Origin of the sequence: Nonomuraea sp. NPDC050540 (assembly GCF_044457485.1) — a bacterium.
Taxonomy (GTDB): Bacteria; Actinomycetota; Actinomycetes; order Streptosporangiales; family Streptosporangiaceae; genus Nonomuraea.
The window spans coordinates 1,163,430-1,182,175 of the sequence record NZ_JBITHA010000001.1; the positions used below are offsets into that span (position 1 = coordinate 1,163,430).

An 18,746-nucleotide genomic window follows, 5' to 3' on the forward strand; every position below is an offset into this window, starting at 1 on the left:
ACGACCAGGAAGGGGCGGGCGGTGGCACACGAGAAGGGACCTCGTATGAAGAGCACCTTACGCCGGGCCGCGCTGGCGGTGCTGGCGGCGGTACTGGCGAGCGGGCCGCTGTCCGCTCCGCCCGCGAGCGCCGACCCCGCTCCGCCCGCCCTTGCGGACCCCGGCCGGCCCGGCGCCACAACCATGGCCGCGCCCGCCGCCAGTGCCACGCTCGGGGCGAACCCGGTCTACACCGGGGTCGTGCGGGCGTGGCCGGGTGACGCCGACAAGAACCCGGCCGCCGCCGTCAGCGAGCGCGGCGGCGTGTCGTGCTGGCAGACGTCGGGCACGCCGTACAACCGCTATGTCTACGTGGACGTGGCCGACGCGGCGATCCCGGCGGGGGCGAGCAGGGCGTACGTCGTCGTGCGGTACTTCGACGCCGGGCCGACCGGCATGGACATCCACTACGATGGCACGGCCGGGGCCTTCACCGGCTCGGCCAACCTGCAGCTGACCGGCTCGGGCACGTGGAAGACGCACCAGTACGAGCTCGGCGGCATCACCTTCAAGAACCGCGCCAACGGCGCCGACTTCCGGCTCAACGTCAAGGCCGACGCCGCGTCGATGCCGGGCGTGTGCGTGTCGCGGGTCGACGTCTACTTCACCGACCCCTCGCAGCTCAGCGTGACCAGCAAGTCGCTGGTGTTCACCCAGGGCCAGAACGCGATCACCTTCTCCTCCACCGCCGGCCAGATCGACTGGACGGTCGGGGACCCGAACGGGGTGCCGCTGCGCTCCGGCACGCTGCCGGTCGCGAACGGCGCCGCAAGCCTCGATATTTCGGCATTCGGGCCCGGCTACTACACGCTGACCGCCAAAACCCCGCTCACCACCCGGTCCACCAGCTTCGGCGTCATCACCCCGCTGGCCGCGAAGGACCCCTACTTCTCCGTCGCGATGCACTACGGCTGGCAGAAGGGCTACGAGGAGGCCCTGCTGGAGACCATGGGCCGCATCGGCTGGAGCGAGGTCCGCTCCGACGCCAGCTGGAGCGGCATCGAGAAGCAGCCCGGCGTCTACACGCACGAGGGCTACCCCCTGCACATGGGCCTGAACGAGGCCGCCAAGCACGGCATCAAGACCATGCCGATCCTCGGCTACCGCAACCCGCTCTACGACGGCGGCAAGACGCCCAGCACCCCCGATGGCCTGGCCGCCTTCGCCCGCTTCGGCGCCGCCGTGGCCGCCGAGTACGCCGGGCAGACCCGCGACCTCTCCATCTACAACGAGTACAACTCCACCGGCTTCAACGACGGCGCCTGCGGCATCACCCCGCAGTGCTACCTGAACATGGTCAAGGCCGTCGACCAGGCCGTGCCGGGCACCACCAACCTGGTCGGCCCGACCTCGGCCGGCACACAGCTCGCCTGGCACGAGGAGTTCATCAACCTGGGCGGCCTGAACCACCTCGACACCTTCAGCGTGAACTTCTACGGCTACGCCGCCCTCGGCGCCGGCACCCCGCCGGAGAAGACGGTCCTGGTCACCGAGTTCCCGCAGCTCGTCCAGAAGGTGAAGGCCAAGAAGAACATGCCGATCTGGGTCAGCGAGAACGGCTGGCCCACCCACACCGCGGGTTCGACGGAGGCGCAGCAGGCCGACTACCTGATCAGGGCGCAGACCCTGGCCAAGGCCGCCGGCGCGAGCAAGTACTTCTGGTACGACGTGCTCGACGACGGCGACAACGCCGGCGAGCGCGAGCACCGCTTCGGCCTGTTCCGCCGTCCGGGCTCCGGCATCGGCGCGCCCGCGCCCAAGCCGGCCGCGATCTCCAACGCCGTGCTCCTCCGCCAGCTCGCCGGCCGTACGCTCGGCGCCCGCCAGAACCTCGGCGACCCCGAGATCTACTCCTACCCGATCAGCGGCGGCAAGCGCCTGCTGTGGGCCACCCAGCCCCGCTCGGTCACGCTGGCCGCGCTCACCCCGGTGACGCTGACCGACCAGTTCGGCAAGGTCGGCACCCTCACCCCGCAGGCCGGCAAGGTACGCCTGGACCTGGACGGCAGCCCCGTCTTCGTCTCCGGCGCCCTGGCCGCCAAGGCCGGCGCCTCGCCGCTGTCGGCCGGCGCCCCTGAGAAGTCGGTCACCGGCGAGAAGCTCAAGGTGACGGTCACCGCCGACCGCACCGGCGGCACGCACCTGCCCAGCCGCCTGACCGTCGCCGCCGGCGACGTCACGGCCGACCTGGTCACCCGCAGGGGCCAGAAGACCTCGGTCACGCTGGAACTGCCCGCGACCGGCACCACCGGCACCCGCGCCGTCACCGCGAGCGCCGCCGACGCCCGCGGCGCCATCGCCAGGCTGCGCACCTCCACGCGGGTGCTCAAGCCGTACTCGATCAAGGCGCGGCCGGTCGTCGACGCCAAGAAGGTCAAGGTCACGCTCACCAACAACAGCCCCACGACGCCGCTCACGCTCGGCTCCGTCGGCTGGCGGGTCGGCCCCTGGCAGGGGACGATCGCCGGCCCGCCGCAGGTCGCGCCGTCCGCCACCGCATCGGTCGAGGCCACGCTGCCGCAGGTCGCGCCGTTCGTCGCCTACGGCTACGCGGTCAACGCGGGCGAGGCGGCCGAGAGCGGCTCGATGAGCTTCACCCCCGTGGAGAAGGCGGGCGCGACCACGCTTGACCCGATCAACCTCGACACCCTGGGCCGCTGGGTGGGCCTGCGGGGCGGGACCAGGACCGGGCCCGACGACCTGTCCGGAAACGTCCGCTTCACGCACACTCCCGAGGCGCTGATCCTGGACGCGGTGATCAAGGACGATACGCACAACGCCGCCCGCGACGCCGCGCTCGCCTGGCAGGTCGACTCGATCCAGTTCGACCTGTACTCCGCCTTCCCCAGCGACCTCGACGGCACCCGGGTCGAGGTCGGGGCGGCCCTGCTGCCCGGCGGGCCCGTCGCCTACAGCTGGGGCCCGCCTCCGGGGCAGCCGGCCGGGCCGACGCCCGGCGCCGACGTCCGGGTGACGCGGGACGAGGCGGCCAAGACCACCACGTACCGGCTGGCCGTACCGTGGAAGTCGCTGGGGCACGACGCGCCGCCGGCCGGTCTGGTCGGGCTGTCGTTCCTGGTCAACGATGCCGACGCGGGCACGATCGGCGACGCCCGCGACGGCTACCTGGAGTGGGGCGGCGGGGTGGGCTCCGCGCCCAAGAACCCGGCGCTGTTCCGCTCCGCCCAGCTCGTGGGACTGGCATGAGCGCCCTGTCGCGGCGTACGTTCCTGGCGGCCACGACCACCGCGAGCGTGGCGGCGGCGACAGGCTCTTCCGCCACCTCAGCTCCAGCCTGGGCTTCTCCCTCAACACCATGCAGGGGGACCGGGCGGGCACCTACGACAACCCCAACAAGAACGGCGTCGTGGTGCAGCAGTGGCCGCTCGGCACCGCGGTCATGCACGACCGCGTGGCCTTCTACCCGCACAACCTCGACCGCGGCATCGGCACCTCGGAGAACCTCAGCTGGGCGCTGGCCTTCGGGCTCAACCACGGTGACCGGCACCGATCCGGCGATCACCGAGTGGGACGGCACCGCCGTGGACCTGACCGGCGCCGAGGTGCGATGGGAGGTGAGCGACAGGCGCGTCGTCAAGGTGCGCGACGGCCGGCTGATGGGGTGCGGCGGCAAGGGCTGGGCGACCGTGCGGGCGGTGGTGACCCGCGCGGGCGTGCCCGCCTACACCAGCGTGGAGCGCGTCACGGCCTGACCCGCTCGCGCACGAGGGCTTCGACGCCGTCGAGCAGCCGTGCCAGGCCGAACTCGAAGCTCTCCTCGGGCCGGGGCGCCAGCGCCCCGGCCCTCGCCGCTCTGACCAGCGCCGGGTAGGCCTCCGCCGCCCCGTCGGGCTCGTCGTCGCGCACCGGTGCCGGGTCGAGGGCCGAGCGGGCCATGCCGCGGACGTAGGCGTCGAGGGCCTCCACGACGTCCACCTTCTCGGGCTCGGTCAGGCCGGTGGCCTCCAGCGAGGCCAGCGTCGAGTCGTACCACGCCACGAGGTTCGGGCCTGGCCGTACCTGTGCGACGGCCAGCTGCAGGACCCAGGGGTGGGCGCGGTAGCCGTACCAGTCGGCGCGCGCGCCCGCCTCCAGGCGCTCGCGCCAGCCGCCCGGCAGGGTGTGCGGCAGCGGGCCGGTGCCGATGATCCAGTCGAGCATGAGCGCTTCCAGCGCGGGCTTGCCCGGCACGTACGTGTAGAGGGACGCGGCGCCCGCGCCCAGCGCCTTGGCCAGCCGGTTCATCGTGAGCGCCGCCAGGCCGTCGGCGTCGGCGATCTCGACGGCCATGGTGATCACACGCTCCAGGTCGAGGCCCTGCTTGGGCCCCCGGGTCGGGCGCCGCACGCGCCCCCACAGCAGGTCGTCGATCGTCATCTTGCGGCCATCCTACAACTCCGTATAGCGTTCGGAGTCACGAAACTCCGAACATCAATCGGAGTTATGAAGGGGGAGTGATGGCTTCAAGCGAACGCTCGGCCGCGCCCGACCTGGCGCGTGGCCTGATGCTGGCGATGATCGTGCTGTCGAACGTGGTGTTCCACCTGTGGGCCGCGCCCACGGGACCCTCCGGCTGGCATCCCGCGGACGGGTCGGCGGCCGACCGGATCACGCAGTTCCTGATGATCGTCCTGGTCGACCTGCGGATCTATCCGCTCTTCGCCTTCCTCTTCGGGTACGGCATGGCCCGCCTCATGGACCGGCAGGTCGGCCGGGGCGACTCACCGGCCGCGGCGGTCCGGCTGGTACGCCGCAGGAGCCTCCTGCTGATCGCCTTCGGCCTGGTCCACGCCGCCCTGCTGCTGGCCGGCGACATCCTCGCCGTGTACGGCCTGATCAGCCTGGTCCTCGGCGCCCTGTTCCTGCGCCGCACCGACCGCACGCTGCTCGTCTGGGCCGCGACCTTCGCCGGTCTGCTCGTCGTGCTGGCGCTCGGGCTGAACGCGCTGATGCTCGCGACCGGCGTGTCCGACGCCGCGCCCGGCCACGTCGTCACGCCCGGCCACGCCGAGTACGCCACCGGCGAGGACGGCTGGCTCGCCGCCGCCGCCGGGCGTCTGGCCACCTGGGGAATGCTCCTGCTCGGCGCGCCGGCGCAGTTCGGCATGCACGCCGTCCTCCTGCTGGGGATCTGGGCCGCCCGCAACCGCGTCCTGGAGGAGCCCGTCCGCCACCGCCGGCTGCTGGTCGTCACGGCCGCGGTGGGCATCCCGCTCGGCTGGCTGGGCGCGCTGCCGTCCGCCCTGGCCCACTTCGGCGTCCTGAGCGTGCCGAGCGGGGCGCAGGCCGACCAGGGCGAGCTGTTCCTGCTGCAGGCGGCGACCGGGATCTTCGCCGGGCTCGGCTACGTCGCGGTGTTCGCCCTGCTCGCGACCGGTGGGTGGGTGCGCCGCCCGCTGGGGCTCGCGGTGAGCGCCGCGGGCCGCCGGTCGCTGTCGGTCTACCTCGCCCACTCGGTGCTGCTGGGCCCGGTGCTGGCCGCGTGGGGCCTCGGGCTCGGCGCTCATCTGGGCAGCGCGGGCGCGGCACTCTACGCGCTGGGCGCGTGGCTGATCACGCTCGCGCTCGCCTTCTTCCTGGAACGGCGCGGCCTGCCCGGCCCGGCCGAGGCACTCCTGCGCCGCCTGCTCTACCGGCCTCAGGCCGCGGCCGACGTGCGCACGTAGTGCTCGGCGATCTCGTCACTGGTGGTCAGCCAGATGTCCGGCTGGGCGGCCAGGTACTCCAGCGCCTGGTCCACGTACTTGGCGCGGAAGGCCTGGCCGGTCACGAACGGGTGCAGCGCCAGCGCCATCACCCGCCCGCTGTCCCGGGAGTCGGCGCGCAACTGCTCGTACTGGTCCTTGACGATCCGCAGGAACTCCGGCCCGCTCGTCCCCTTGGAGAACAGCGCCAGGTCGTTGAGCTCCAGCGTGTACGGCACGCTGATCACGCCGGGCACGTTCAGCCGGTACGGCTGGTCGTCGTTGGTCCAGTCGAGCACGTAGCTCAGCCCGAGCTCGGCCAGCAGGGCGGGGGTGTTGAACGTCTCGGTCAGCCCCGGCCCCATCCAGCCCTTCGGCCGCCGCCCGGTCGCCCCCGCGATGGTGTCCACGACGTCGGTGAGGAAGGCGCGCTCCTCCTCCGGTTCCATGCCCGTGTGCAGGATGGAGTTGGTACGCCCGTGCGCCAGCCACGCCCAGTCGCGGCGCAGCCCCGCCTCGATGATCTGCGGGTAGTGCACGGCCACGTCGGAGTTGAGCAGCGCGCTGGCCCGCACGCCGTGCCGGTCGAGGCTCTCGATCGTGCGCCAGATGCCCACGCGCACGCCGTAGTCGCGCCAGCCGTAGTTGAGCGCGTCGGGCACGAGGTCGGCGGTGCCCGGCCAGATGCTGGTGGACGGGCGGTCGATGAGGAAGTGCTCGATGTTGAGCCCGACGTAGGCGGCGACCTTGGCGCCGCCGGGCCAGGTGATCGCGGGCCGATCGGGGATGGGGCTGTAGTCGAAAAGCGTCTGGTTCGTCATGCGAGAACCGTAAGACTTGCCATTGATGTCAGGTTCAAGCCGGCGCGGGCAGGTCGTCGAAGCCGAGGCAGCGCAGGCCCAGCCGGGCGGCCTCGGCCAGCAGCCGGTCGAGGCGGTCCGGGGCCAGGTAGTTGGCCTCGTGGGCGGGGGCGATCGCGTGCGCGTACAGGGTCAGGGCCTCCTCGCGGTCGGCGGCTCGGCGCAGGGCGCCGAGCAGGGCGGCGTCGGTGAGACCGCGGGGCCGGAACATCCGGCCGTTGTCGGCGCCCGCGCCGATCAGCACCCGCCGGCGCGGGAGCTCGGCCACCGGCACGAAGAAGTCGCCGACGTCGGCGGGCTCGGCGCCGTCCGGCACCCCGCGCCCGCCCCGAAGCCGGTCGAAGACCGTCGTCAGGACCGTGTCGGAGGCGGGGGAGCGGGCGCTGTTCGGATAGGCGAAGCTGCGCGCCCGCAGCCCCTCGGCCGCCAGGGCGGCCAGGCACGGCTCGATCTCCTCGCGCAGGTACGCCGCGCCGCTCGCCTCGGCCACCCGCTCGTCGGCCCTGAGATGCCGGAAGCCGTGGGCGCCCACGCTGTGGCCGTCGGCGGCCAGGTCGCGCAGGCCCGCCCAGCTCCGGACCTGCCACGGCTCGCTGACGAAGAACGTCACCCGGGCGCCGTGCGCGCGGAAGACCTCCCGTGCCGCGCGCCACTCCGGCACGAAGAAGTCGTCGAAGGTCAGCAGTAAGATCCCACTCACGCGACCCAGCCTAACGCGTTAACGCGCTCAACTCCTGATCTGGGGGACCATCTGCTCGATCGCGTACGGGATGCTCAGCACGGTGTTGAACGACAGCGCCGCGCCGATCGGCGGGTCCTGGTACGTCAGGAACAGGTCGCGGCCCTCCTTGGCCACCTTCAGCTCCTTGTAGACCGCGTCCTTCTTGATCCGCTCCCACGGCTCCTTGCCGGTGGTCAGCCAGACCAGCCGGTCGACCTCCAGCATGTTCAGCCCCTCCGAGCCGAACTCGGCCACGTTGGACGTGCCCGCCTGCTTGGTGATCTTCTCCGGGATCGTGAAGCCCAGCTCGGCCAGGAACGCCGACTTCGGGTCGCCCTTCTGGAAGGCCGAGTAGGTGCCGGCCTTGAAACTGTCGGCGGCCACCGCCGTCTTGCCCGCCCACTGCGGGTTGTCCTTGCGCGCCTGGGCGAACCGGTCCTGGATGCCGGTGATCAGGTTCTTGGCGTCGGCCTCCTGGCCCAGGGCGCGCCCGGCCAGCAGCGTCATCTCCTGCCACGGGGCGGCGTAAGGGTCGAAGCCCTTCGGCTGCGCCACCACGGGGGCGATCTTGGAAAGCTGGTCGTAGGTCGCCTTCTGGACGCCCGAGTACATGGCGAAGATCAGGTCGGGCTTGAGCGCGAGCAGCTTCTCCATCTTCACGCCGTCCTCGCGCAGGCCGAGCACGGTCGGCTCGGTGCCTGCCCACTTGTCCTTCGTCCACGGCCAGTCGCTGAACGGGCTGCGCTGGAACCAGTCCACCACCCCGACCGGCTTGTGGCCGAGCGCCAGCACCGGCTCGTGGTCGCTGAGCCCGATGGTGACGATCCGCTCGGGCTTCTTCTTGATCTCCGTCGTGCCGTACAGGTGCTCGACCTTCACGGGGAACGCGCCGGCCGCGCCGGGTGCCGCGGAGGCTGTGGCCTGGCCCTCCGCGGTCTTGTCTTGTGCGGGCTGCGTGCCACCGCAGGCGGTCGTCAGGCTCAGCGCCAGGGCGGCGAGCGACACCAGCAGGCGTCGAGGAGTGTCCATGGGACCGTGATAGTAAGGTAAGCCTTCCCTCTTCTTCAATTTGATCGGACCTCGGTGACTCGTCAGAGATCGTTGCTGATCACGGGCACCGTGGTCGTCCTGCTCGGTCTGGTGCTGCTCTCCCTGGCCGTCGGCAGCCGGGCCATACCGCTCGCCGACGTCGCCCGCGCGCTGACCGACCCCGCGAGCGTCGACCCGGAGACCGCGGCCATCGTCCGCGGCACCCGCCTGACCCGCACCTTCGTCGCGATCCTCGCCGGAGCCGCGCTGGGACTGGCGGGCGCCGTCATGCAGGGCCTGACGCGCAACCCGCTGGCCGACCCGGGCCTGCTCGGCGTCAGCGCGGGCGCCGCCTTCGGCATCGTGGCCTCCGCCACCTTCCTGGCCGCCACCGGGCTGCTCACCACCATCTGGTTCGCCTTCGGCGGCGCCGCGCTGGCCGCCGTCGTCGTCTACGCCCTGGGCAGCCGCGGCAGGGGCGGCGCCTCCCCGGTCAAGCTCGCGCTGGCCGGCGTCGCGCTCACGTACCTGCTCGACTCCCTGACCAGCGGCCTGGCCCTGACCGACCCCGAGGCGCTCGACCGCTACCGCTACTGGTCGGCCGGCTCGCTCACCGGCCACTCCAACGAGACCGTGCTGACCGTCCTGCCGTTCCTGGCGCTCGGGGCGATCCTGGCGTTCGGCACCGCCCCCGCGCTCAACTCCCTGGCCCTGGGCGACGACGTGGCCGTCACCCTCGGCCGCCGCCTGGGCCCGACCCGCCTGCGCGCCGCGATCGCCGTCACCGTCCTGACCGGCGCCGCCGTGGCCGTCACCGGCCCGATCGTCTTCGTCGGCCTGGTCGTCCCGCACCTGGTCCGCATGGTCACCGGCCCCGACCACCGCTGGCTGCTGCCCGGCGCCGCCCTGGTCGCGCCCTGCCTGGTGCTGCTGGCCGACATCCTCGGCCGCGTCGTCGCCCGCCCCCAGGAGATCGACGTGAGCCTGGTCGCCGCGCTGCTCGGCGCGCCGTTCTTCATCGCCCTGGTCCGCCGCCGCAGGGTGGCCGAGCTGTGAGCGGCCGTCATGGCCCGGCGTCCGAGGGCGGCCACGCCACTGCGGCTCCGAAGGGCGGCCGCGCCGTGAGCGCTTCCGGCGGTGTGCGGCTTTCCCGGCACCGCGCGGCCTTCCGGCTGGTACGGCCGGCCGTCTCCGGAACCGTGCGCCCGCGTGTCCTGGTGGTCTGGCTGGCCCTGGCCCTCACCGCCTTCCTGACCTTCTGCCTGGCCGTGGGGATCGGCGCCGGGGACATCGCGGTGCCGTTCGGCGAGGTGCTGCCCGCGCTGTGGGGCAGCGGCGATCCCGCCACCCTCTTCCTGGTCCACGAGCTGCGCCTGCCCAGGGCGGTGGTGGCCGTGCTGACCGGGGCGGCGTTCGGCATGGCGGGGGCGCTGTTCCAGTGCATCACCCGCAACCCGCTGGCCAGCCCCGACATGCTGGGCATCACCCAGGGCGCGGGCACCGCGGTGGTGGCCGCCATCGTCCTGGGCTTCACCGGGCTCGGCTCCCAGGCCCTGGGCCTGGCGGGCGCGCTGGCCGCCGGTCTGCTGATCTACGTGCTGGCGTGGAACCGCGGCACCACCGGCTACCGGATCGTCCTGGTCGGGATCGGCGTCAGCTGGATCTGCGTGAGCGTCACGTACTACCTGCTCAGCCGGGCCGAGCAGTACCAGGCGGCGAGGGCGCTCGGCTGGCTGGTCGGCAACCTCAACGACCGCGGCTGGGACCACGCCCGGCCCCTGGCGCTGGCCCTGGCCGTCCTCGTGCCGGTGGTGCTGCTGCTGACGCGCGGGCAGCGGGCCCTGCAACTCGGCGACGACGTGGCCATCGGGCTGGGCGTGCGGGTGCAGCGTGCGCGGGTGGCGCTGCTGCTGTGCGGGGCCGCGCTGGCGGCGTTCGCGACGGCCGCAGCGGGCCCGGTGCTGTTCGTGGCACTGGCCGCCCCGCACCTGGCCCAGCGCCTGGCACGGGCCCCGATGCCACCGGTCACCGCCTCGGCCTGGGCGGGCGCGACGCTCGTGGTGGTCAGCGACCTGATCAGCCAGCGCCTGCTGACCGAGACGGTGCTGCCGGTCGGCGTGGTCACCGGCGCGCTGGGCGCGCCGTTCCTGCTGTGGCACCTGGCCCGCTCGCGCACATAGGCGGTTCTCGCGCACATTTCTCGTGCACGTAGGCAGGGATTTTGTGGGTGTGGGCGGTTCAGGGGAGGCGGGACAGGTGGTCGGCCCGGCGGATCGGCTCAGGGACACGGTAGGCGGGCGACAGGCGCAGGATGTGCGCGCAGGCGTTGTCCAGGCCGACGCCGTGGCCCTGGGAGACGAAGACCGGCTTGACCCCCTCACGGGTGCGCAGCGCCCGGCCGACCACCTCGCCGTCGAGCCGGATCGCCGACCAGGCGCCACGGGCGGGCGGCGGCTCGGCGTGCTCGCCGACGAAGGGCGTCTTGGCCACGCCGATCGCCGGCAGCCCGGTCAGCACGCCCAGGTGGCAGGCCAGGCCGAAGCGGCGGGGGTGGGCCAGGCCGTACCCGTCGCACACCAGCAGCTCGGGACGGACCGACAGCTTGTCCACCGCCGCCAGCAACGGCGGCAGCTCGCGGAAGGCGAACAGGCCCGGCACGTAGGGAAAGCGCGCGCGCTGCCTGACCACCGCCCGGTCCACGACCTCCAGGCTCGCGGCGTCGAGTACCACGACGGCGCCCACGACCTCGTCGTCGTCCCGGTACCCGACGTCGAGACCGGCTACCAGGCCCGCCTCGGCCGGTCCCGGGCTGTCAAGGTCGGTGAACGGCCGCAGGCGATCCTGTTCGGCCTCGGCCTCGGCGACGGTCGCGGGCCAGTGGGGTTCGGGGGCGTGGAAGGTCACCGGCGCCATTCTGCCACGCGCTTTCAGCATCGCTAAAGGATGGTTGAAAGACCTTTTCACTGGTTACCCGGGTGGCCCCCGGTTAGCATCGAATTCGAAATCCCTTTACTCCGTGTTCCGGGACGAAATTCGTGGGGGCCTCGATGAGTATTATCGTGCTGCATAAAAAGAATTTGAGCCGGCGCAGGCACCTGGCGCGCACGCGGAAATACGCCGATGAGCACGGCCACCGGGTCATCATGATCATGAAGGATCCCGAATGGGAGGCCGACTACGTCGACGAGGTCGTGGTCGCCGACACCAGCAGCATCGACGAGACGTTAAGCGCCGCCAAAGCCGTGGCCGCCGCCGAGAGCGCCCCGATCGACGCGGTCGTCACCTTCGCCGAGGCCGCGGTGCCCTCCGCCGCCCGCGTCGCCGCCGAGTTCGGGCTGCCGGGGGTCAGCGAGCGGACCGCGCATCTGGCCAGGGACAAGTACCTGATGCGGGCCGCGTTCGCCGAGGGCGGGGTCGCGCAGCCCAGGTTCGCCCTCGCCGCGACCCTGGAAGAGGCGGTGAAGGCGGCCGACGAGGTCGGCTTCCCGATGGTGCTGAAGCCGATCATCGGCACCGGCAGCATGTACGTGCGCAGCGTCGCCACCATGGCGGAGCTGGAAGAGCACTTCGACGTCATCCGCGAGGGCGCGTGGGCCGGCTTTACCTACGACCCGCTGCACGACTCCGCGATGCGCTCCTACGGGGGCGGCGTGCTGGCCGAGCAGTTCGTGCCGGGACCGGAGATCTGCGTGGAGTCCCTGGTCGTGGCGGGCACGACCCACGTGCTGGCCATCCACGACAAGCCGCTGCCGACCGGGCCGACCTTCGAGGAGGTCTACGCCTGCACGCCGACCCGGCTGCCGGCGAAGACGGTCGAGCGGATCGCCGCCGCCGTACGGGACGTGCACGAGGCGATGGGCATACTCACCGGGCCGACCCACGTGGAGTTCCGGCTGGCCGGCGGGGTGGAGCCGGTCGTGCTCGAGGCCGCGGCGCGCATGGGCGGCGGACCCATCTACCGCTCGGTCCTGCTCAGCACCGGGGTGGACCTGGTGGAGGCGGCGCTGGACCTGGCGCTGGGCCGTACCCCCGAGATCGCGCCGCGCGCGGTCGCGCGGCCCATCGGCTTCTGGAACATCTTCCCCGAGCGGGCGGGCACGCTGAGCGAGATCGTCGGCCTCGACCGGGCGGCCGCCGACCCGCGCGTGGACGAGGTGGAGATCTACCGTCACCTCGGCGACCACCTCGAGGTGCCGCCCCGCACCTTCCAGGGCCACGGCCACCTGATCTTCAAGGTGAACGACGTGGACGAACTCGACCCGGTCTTCGACGAACTGGTGCGCACGCTGCGGCTGCGCACCGACCCCGAGGGGCGATGACATGTCCGACGGATTCCCGCCTGACGACCCCGCCGACCACCGGCCGCTGATCCTGCTGGTCAACAGCGGGATGAACCCGCAGTACCGCGAGTGGGGGCTGCGCGGGCTGCACCGCGAGTTCCGGCTGTGGCTGCTGGACGCGCGCGAGGCCACCTGGGACCGGCCCTACCTCGTCGGCCAGACGAAGGTGGACGCGCTCGACCTGGACGAGGCGCTGGAGGCGGCCAGGGAGCTGTTCAAGCGCATGCCGTTCGCCGGCGTGCTCTGCTACGACGAGATGCGCGTCCACAACGCCGCGCGGATCGCCGAGTCGCTCGGCGTGCCCACCAGCCCCTCCGAGGCCATCCTGGCCTGCAGGGACAAGAGCCTGACCCGCGCCCGCATGACCCCGGACATCCCCGGCTCGGTCCGCTCGACCCCCGTGGCCGACGTGGCCGCGGCCCACCGCGTCGCCGCCGAGATCGGCTATCCGGTGGTGCTCAAGCCGCGGGCGCTGGCCGGCAGTGAGGGCGTGGCCCGGGTGGACGGTCCCGGGCAGCTCGACGCGCAGTTCGCCTTCACCGAGCGCGCCCACTTCGCCGAGGTCGAGCGCTACGCCGAGGGCGTGCTGGTCGAGGAGTACCTGGACGGCCCGGAGATCGGCGTCGACGCCGCCGTCTTCCACGGCGAGGTCGAGCCCGTGTTCATCTCGCGCAAGGAACTCGACCGGCCGCCCACCTTCGAGGAGACCGGCCACTTCGTCAGCACCGACGACCCGCTGCTGCACGACCCGGAGATCGTCGAGGTCGTGCGCGCCGCGCACGCCGCGCTCGGCTTCGACAACGGCGTCACCCACACCGAGCTGCGGCTCACCGCGAGGGGCCCGCGCGTGGTCGAGCTCAACGGCCGCCTCAGCGGCGACCTCGTCTCCTACGTCGGATTGCTGGCCACCGGCGTCGACCTGCTCGTGGCCGCCGCGCGGATCGCCTGCGGCGAGCGTCCCGACGTACGGCCACGCCGCCGCTCCAGCGCCGCGGTGCGCTACTTCTACCCCCCGCACGACATGGTCGTGGACGACCTGCGCCTGGACACCGACCGGCTGCCCCCGGGCATCTGGGAGGTCACCCTGCTGGCCGAGCCGGGCAAGCGGCTGCTGCTGCCGCCGGGCTCGTTCGTGAAGGGCCGGATGGCCGCGGGCTTCGCCGTCGGCGAGGACGCGGCGGCCTGCGACCGTTCGCTGAAGGGGCTCGGCGAGCTGTTCCACGTCCATGGCCGGCGGATCGATGGCTGAAAACCGCGGGACGGAGGCGGAGACCCTGGAGGAGCGGCCGGGTTCGCTGTTCCGGGTCAACCGCTCCTTCCGGTTGTTGTTCGCCGCCGCGGCGGTCAGCATGTTCGGCACCCAGATCAGGCTGCTGGCGCTGCCCCTGGTCGCGGTGATCGTGCTCAACGCCTCGCCCGGCCAGGTCGGCGTGCTCGGCATGCTGGGCACGATCGCCTTCCTGCTGATCGGGCTGCCGGCGGGCGCGTGGATGGACCGGGTGCACGGGCGCCGCAGGGTGATGGTGGTGGCCGACCTGGTGCGCGCCGCGCTGGTCGGGTCGGTGCCGGTGGCGTACGCGCTGGGTGTGCTCTCGCTTCCCCAGCTGTACGTGGTCGTGGTCTTGAGCGGCTTCGCCACCGTGTTCTTCGACGTCTCCTCGCAGAGCTACCTGCCCGCCATCGTCTCGCGCGAGCGCCTGGTGGAGGCCAACTCCCACCTGGGCGGCATGGAGGCGGTCAACAACGTGGCGGGACCGGCAGGCGCCGGGTTCCTCATCCAGCTGATCACCGCGCCGCTGGCCGCCGCCGTGGACGCCGTGGGCTACGTGTGGTCGGCGCTGTGCCTGTCGCGCATCCGCGACCGCGAGGCTCCCCCGCCGCCGCCCGAGGGCGGGAAGCGCCACCTCGTGCGCGAGATCAGAGAGGGCCTGGTCCTGGTCTTCGGCCACCCGCTGCTGCGGGCCATCGCGATCAACGGCGCGATGGTCAACATGTCGGTCTCGATGATCATCGTGATCATGCCGCTGATGTTCCAGCGCGAACTCGGGTTGTCGGCGTTCACGCTCGGCCTGTTCTTCGCCGTGGACGGCATCGGCATGCTGCTCGGCGCCCTGACCGCGCGCCGGGTCACGGCCTGGCTCGGACAGGGCCGCGGCCTGTGGATCATCGGGCTCGCCGTCGTGCCGGCCTGCGCGGTGTTCCCGCTGGTCGACCGTGGGATATGGCTGTGGCTCGCGGGCGCCGCCTGGCTCGTGCTCAACTACCGGATCGGCGTGAACAACGTCATCCTCATCAGCTTCCGCCAGCAGGTGACCCCCACGCATCTGCTGGGCCGGATGAATGCCACCATGCGATTCCTCATGCACGGCGTGCTTTCACTCGGCGCCGCGCTCACCGGGTTGATCGGGCAGTTCGCCGGTGTGCGGACCGCCCTTTGGGTGGGCGCGGCCGGACTGGCCCTCGCGTGGCTGCCGCTCTATTTCTCGCCGATGAGAAAGATGCGGGAACTGCCGCGAGAGGAGCCGGAGTCCTAGGAACCGGTGAATGCGTCGAACGGCACAAAACCACCCGACCGGCGGGGCTGACGGAGGAGGAAGGCCCACGGTTAGGATCGGCACATGATTGAGTTGGCGTTAATGCAGACGTTGCACGCCGTAGCTCGGAGCGGCTCGATCAGCGCCGCTGGGGACGTGTTGCACATCACGACCTCGGCGGTCTCCCAGCGCCTGGCCAAGCTCGAACGCGAGGTGGGCCAGAGCATGCTGGAGCGCCACGGCAGGGGCGTGCGGCTCACCGACGCCGGACGGCTCCTGCTCGGATACGCCGAGCGCATCCTGTCCCTGGCCGACGAGGCGGAGGCCGAACTCGACGGATACCGGGGCGCGGTCGTGGGCAAGCTGTCGATCGCGGGATTCCCGTCCACGGTGCGGGGCCTGCTGCCCCGGGCCGTCACCATGCTGAAACGCGAGCATCCGCAGCTGCGCGTGGAGCTGTCGGAGCAGGAGCAGGAAGGCTCGATGCCCCTCGTGTCCCGGGGGGACCTGGACGTCGCCGTGGTCCAGGACTGGTTCAACGTGCCGCTGGCCGTACCCGATCGGCTGGCCACGAAGCAGTTGCTGGAAGACGTCGTGGACGTGGCGCTGCCGGCCGGGCACCCGCTGGCCGATCGCTCGGTGCTCGACCTGGAGGACCTGGCGCAGGAGGTGTGGATCACCTGGTCGCCCGGCACGGGCTGCCACGACTGGCTGCTGCACACCATGCGCGAGCGCGGGGTGGAGCCGCGGGTGGGACACACCGCCGGTGAGCACCCGACACAGCTGGCGCTGGTGCAGGCGGGCTTCGGGGTCGCGGTCATGCCGAGGCTGGGCCGCGACCAGGTGCCCGACGGCGTGCGGATCGTCTCGGTACGCCCCCGCCTGAGCCGCCGCGTCTACGCGGTCTGGCGCCAGGAGGCCGGCCGTCGTCCCGCGGTCATGGCGGCGGTGGAGATGCTGGCCACGGCGGCCCGGCTGGTGACCCAGCCCGACCACCGGCTGATCGACGGGCCCCTGCCCGCCGGGACGCCGTCCGTCCTGCCCGGACCGCGCGCCCCGGCGGCCGCCATTGGCGCCTAACTCCCCGCGACCTCGCGCGTGAGGTAGGCGAACTGCTCGTCGGTCAGCTCGACGTCGCCCGCCGCGACGTTCTCCTCCAGGTGGGGGATCGAGCCGGTGCCCGGGATCGGGACGATCACGGGGGAGCGGCGCAGCAGCCACGCCAGCGAGATCTGCGCGGTCGTGGCGTCGAGCTGCTTGGCGACCTGCGCCAGCGCGCCGCCGGCGCTGGCGTGGCCGCCCCTGGCCAGCGGCAGCCAGGGGATGAACGCGATGTTCTCCCGCTCGCAGTAGTCGATGACGTCCTCATAGCGGCGGTTGGTGATGTTGTAGAGGTTCTGCACGCTCACCACGTCGATCTGCTTGCGCGCCTGCTCGATCTGCGCGACCGAGACCTCCGACAGCCCGATGTGGCGGATCTTCCCCTCGTCCTGGAGCTGCTTGAGCGCCCCGAACTGCTCCTCCGCCGGGACCTTCGGGTCGATGCGGTGGAGCTGGTAGAGGTCGATGCGCTCGACCCCCAGGCGGCGCAGGCTCAGGTGGGCCTGCTGCAGCAGGTACTCGGGACGGCCGAGCGGCACCCAGTCGTCGCTGCTGGGCCTGCTCTGGCCCGCTTTGGTGCCGATCACCAGGCCGTCGGGGTACGGCCGGAGCGCCTGCGCCAGCTGCTCCTCATTGGTTCCCGGGCCGTAGGCGTCGGCGGTGTCGATGAAGTTCACGCCGAGTTCGACCGCGCGTCTGGCCACGTCGAGCGCGTACCCGGGGTCGTCCGGCAGGCCCCAGTTGCCCTCACCGGTCAGCCGCATCGCGCCGAAGCCCAGCCTCCGGATCGGAAGGTCGCCGCCCAGCGAGAAAAGGGAACTTGGCATCAGACGTTTCTCCATAAGCCGGAATCCGTTTCGGGCCCCATTATGGGGGGTCGCCGCGGAAAGAAGTAGTGAAAGATTCTGTGCCCTGGGTTGAAGCGCCGCTTAAAGCCTCGCGATCCCCCGAAATGCGTGCACAATGGATTTTCCGCGGAAATTGTGGGGGTGTCATGCTGACGCTCGGCTTCTCGGCGGACGACCTCGCCCGCACCCGCTTCGCGACCTCTCCGCTGCAGGAGGTCGTCGCCAGCATCCGGGTGCTCAAGGATCCGGCCGCCCACATCGTGCACGAGCCGTGGGTGGCCGAGACCCGGCCCCTGCTGGCGGCCTCCGGCCTCGACCTCGGCCCGCTGTCCGACCTGGTGCCCGTGCCGAGCTGGTACATTCCGGACTTCCTGACGCCGCCGCCGCTCACGCCGGCCCCCGAGTTCGCCGCCCAGCTGGAGACGCTGCGCGCGACGCCGCCCGGCCAGGTCAGGACCGACCTCGGGCACATGGTCGACGCGCGCTCGCCCTGGGTGGACGCGCTCCACGACGACCCGGTTCCCGGCCTGGCCAGGCTGGCCGGGGTGATCGAGGCGTACTGGGAGCTGGCGATCGCCCCGCACTGGCCGCGCCTGCGCGCGCTGCACCAGGGCGACGTGATCTACCGCGCCCGCCGCCTGGCCGACGGCGGCGCGGCCAGGCTCTTCGCCGACCTGGCCTCCATCGTGCGCTGGCAGGACGGCAGCCTGCACATCGCCCACCCGCGCTACTCCGGCGCGCGTTCCCTGGACGGCCAGGGCCTGCTGCTGGTCCCCTCCGCGTTCGTCTGGCCGTCGGTCTTCTCCAGCACCATCCCGCCCTGGCAGCCCACGCTGACCTATCCGGCGCGCGGGGTGGCCTCGCTGTGGGAACGCCGAGACCGCACCACCGCCGACGCCCTCGCCGCGGTCATCGGGCGCTCCAGGACCCTGCTGCTCATGGAACTCGACACGCCCGCCTCCACCACCGAGCTCACCCATCGGACGGGTCTGGCCGCCAGCAGCGTCTCGGAGCATCTCGCCGCCCTGCGTTCGGCGGGACTGGTGACCGCGCATCGCGCGGGGCGATTCGTCATGTACGCGCGCACCACCGTGGCCGAGTCCCTTGTAATGGCCCCCATCGCGTGATATCCCGCCCCATTAATTTGCCGAGAACATCGGATCACAATGTTGAAGCCCTGCTGAAGGGTGGCGTCCATCGGCGCTTTAAGGCCATCCTGACTTAATGCGATCCACCTGGCTAAATATGTCATGTGTTGACAGTGCGACGACCGGTCGTGTAACACTTGACCAGTGATTTGTGGGGACCTCACATAGATCCGCGTCCAAATGGGTGCGGAGATGAGGCCAGGGGTGAAATCGGGGTGTGATCGATACGGCAAGGGCGGCGCCGGTTGATCGGCACGGATAAACAATCCAAAGGTGTATTCGGCGAGCATGCTCGCCTGGGCGGAGACACTTGAGGATCTCCCATCGCAAGGCGCTGACCAGCGCTGGAGCATGCTTCCTCTGGTACGAGTCGGTTACGGCCAAGAGTGCGGAGCGACAAACATTCGCGCCGCACGTCGACACGTGTGCATGGTAAAGGGGA

16 protein-coding genes are annotated in these 18,746 nt (G+C 71.8%); 10 read left to right on the plus strand and 6 right to left on the minus strand.

The genetic code is table 11. From position 1 onward, the window contains the following. The first annotated feature begins 45 nt into the window (after positions 1-45). Both ACIBI5_RS05250 and ACIBI5_RS05255 read left to right on the plus strand, forming a co-directional pair. Complete coding sequence (locus ACIBI5_RS05250) at positions 46-3,246, plus strand: hypothetical protein (protein WP_397243358.1); 3,201 nt, start codon at positions 46-48, stop codon at positions 3,244-3,246. 290 nt (positions 3,247-3,536) lie between these two features. Next, positions 3,537-3,752: a hypothetical protein gene (locus ACIBI5_RS05255; RefSeq protein ID WP_397243360.1), complete on the plus strand. Its 216-nt coding sequence runs from the start codon at positions 3,537-3,539 to the stop codon at positions 3,750-3,752. On the opposite strand, the gene ACIBI5_RS05260 is transcribed toward ACIBI5_RS05255, so the two are convergent. Beyond that, positions 3,742-4,416 carry a TetR/AcrR family transcriptional regulator C-terminal domain-containing protein gene (locus tag ACIBI5_RS05260; RefSeq protein ID WP_397243362.1) on the minus strand — a complete coding sequence of 225 codons (675 nt, stop codon included), beginning with the start codon at positions 4,414-4,416 and terminating at the stop codon, positions 3,742-3,744. The genes ACIBI5_RS05255 and ACIBI5_RS05260 overlap by 11 nt on opposite strands. 80 nt (positions 4,417-4,496) lie before the next feature. On the opposite strand from ACIBI5_RS05260, the gene ACIBI5_RS05265 reads away from it, so the two are divergent. Further along, positions 4,497-5,705, plus strand: a complete 1,209-nt coding sequence (locus ACIBI5_RS05265; protein WP_397243364.1) for a DUF418 domain-containing protein — start codon at positions 4,497-4,499, stop codon at positions 5,703-5,705. On the opposite strand, the gene ACIBI5_RS05270 is transcribed toward ACIBI5_RS05265, so the two are convergent. The 3 genes from ACIBI5_RS05270 to ACIBI5_RS05280 are packed head-to-tail and all read right to left on the minus strand — an operon-like array spanning position 5,678 to position 8,333. Next, positions 5,678-6,544, minus strand: coding sequence for a polysaccharide deacetylase family protein (locus tag ACIBI5_RS05270; protein WP_397243366.1), 867 nt, complete (start codon positions 6,542-6,544; stop codon positions 5,678-5,680). The two genes, ACIBI5_RS05265 and ACIBI5_RS05270, sit on opposite strands and share 28 nt — an antisense overlap. 34 nt (positions 6,545-6,578) lie before the next feature. After that, a complete protein-coding gene (locus ACIBI5_RS05275) occupies positions 6,579-7,283 on the minus strand; it encodes a polysaccharide deacetylase family protein (RefSeq protein WP_397243368.1) in 705 nt (234 codons plus the stop codon). Between the two features lie 27 nt (positions 7,284-7,310). Further along, positions 7,311-8,333 carry an iron-siderophore ABC transporter substrate-binding protein gene (locus ACIBI5_RS05280; RefSeq protein ID WP_397243370.1) on the minus strand — a complete coding sequence of 341 codons (1,023 nt, stop codon included), beginning with the start codon at positions 8,331-8,333 and terminating at the stop codon, positions 7,311-7,313. A 54-nt stretch (positions 8,334-8,387) separates the two neighbouring features. Between ACIBI5_RS05280 and ACIBI5_RS05285 the strand changes: the two genes are divergently transcribed. After that, positions 8,388-9,389 (plus strand): FecCD family ABC transporter permease, encoded by a 1,002-nt coding sequence (locus tag ACIBI5_RS05285; RefSeq protein WP_397243372.1) that lies wholly within the window; start codon positions 8,388-8,390, stop codon positions 9,387-9,389. Then, positions 9,386-10,513 carry a FecCD family ABC transporter permease gene (locus ACIBI5_RS05290; protein WP_397243374.1) on the plus strand — a complete coding sequence of 376 codons (1,128 nt, stop codon included), beginning with the start codon at positions 9,386-9,388 and terminating at the stop codon, positions 10,511-10,513. Before ACIBI5_RS05285 ends, ACIBI5_RS05290 begins: the two co-directional genes overlap by 4 nt. 58 nt (positions 10,514-10,571) lie before the next feature. Here the strand turns inward: ACIBI5_RS05290 and ACIBI5_RS05295 are convergent, their stop codons facing one another. Then, a complete protein-coding gene (locus ACIBI5_RS05295) occupies positions 10,572-11,267 on the minus strand; it encodes an endonuclease V (RefSeq protein ID WP_397243376.1) in 696 nt (231 codons plus the stop codon). A gap of 143 nt (positions 11,268-11,410) precedes the next feature. On the opposite strand from ACIBI5_RS05295, the gene ACIBI5_RS05300 reads away from it, so the two are divergent. The 4 genes from ACIBI5_RS05300 (at position 11,411) to ACIBI5_RS05315 (ending at position 16,287) form a co-directional block, all read left to right on the plus strand. Further along, positions 11,411-12,652: an ATP-grasp domain-containing protein gene (locus ACIBI5_RS05300; protein WP_397243378.1), complete on the plus strand. Its 1,242-nt coding sequence runs from the start codon at positions 11,411-11,413 to the stop codon at positions 12,650-12,652. Position 12,653: 1 nt separating this feature from the next. Beyond that, a complete protein-coding gene (locus ACIBI5_RS05305; protein ID WP_397243380.1) occupies positions 12,654-13,922 on the plus strand; it encodes an acetyl-CoA carboxylase biotin carboxylase subunit family protein in 1,269 nt (422 codons plus the stop codon). Further along, a complete protein-coding gene (locus ACIBI5_RS05310; RefSeq protein ID WP_397243382.1) occupies positions 13,915-15,207 on the plus strand; it encodes an MFS transporter in 1,293 nt (430 codons plus the stop codon). The genes ACIBI5_RS05305 and ACIBI5_RS05310 overlap by 8 nt, the downstream gene beginning before the upstream one ends. Positions 15,208-15,291: 84 nt before the next feature. Further along, entirely contained in the window at positions 15,292-16,287 is a 996-nt protein-coding gene (locus ACIBI5_RS05315) for a LysR family transcriptional regulator (protein ID WP_397243384.1), read from the plus strand. Here ACIBI5_RS05315 and ACIBI5_RS05320 read toward each other — a convergent pair. Further along, a complete protein-coding gene (locus ACIBI5_RS05320; protein WP_397243386.1) occupies positions 16,284-17,135 on the minus strand; it encodes an aldo/keto reductase in 852 nt (283 codons plus the stop codon). The two genes, ACIBI5_RS05315 and ACIBI5_RS05320, sit on opposite strands and share 4 nt — an antisense overlap. A gap of 167 nt (positions 17,136-17,302) precedes the next feature. On the opposite strand from ACIBI5_RS05320, the gene ACIBI5_RS05325 reads away from it, so the two are divergent. Then, positions 17,303-18,283, plus strand: a complete 981-nt coding sequence (locus ACIBI5_RS05325) for a DUF5937 family protein (protein WP_397243388.1) — start codon at positions 17,303-17,305, stop codon at positions 18,281-18,283. Positions 18,284-18,746: the final 463 nt, after the last annotated feature.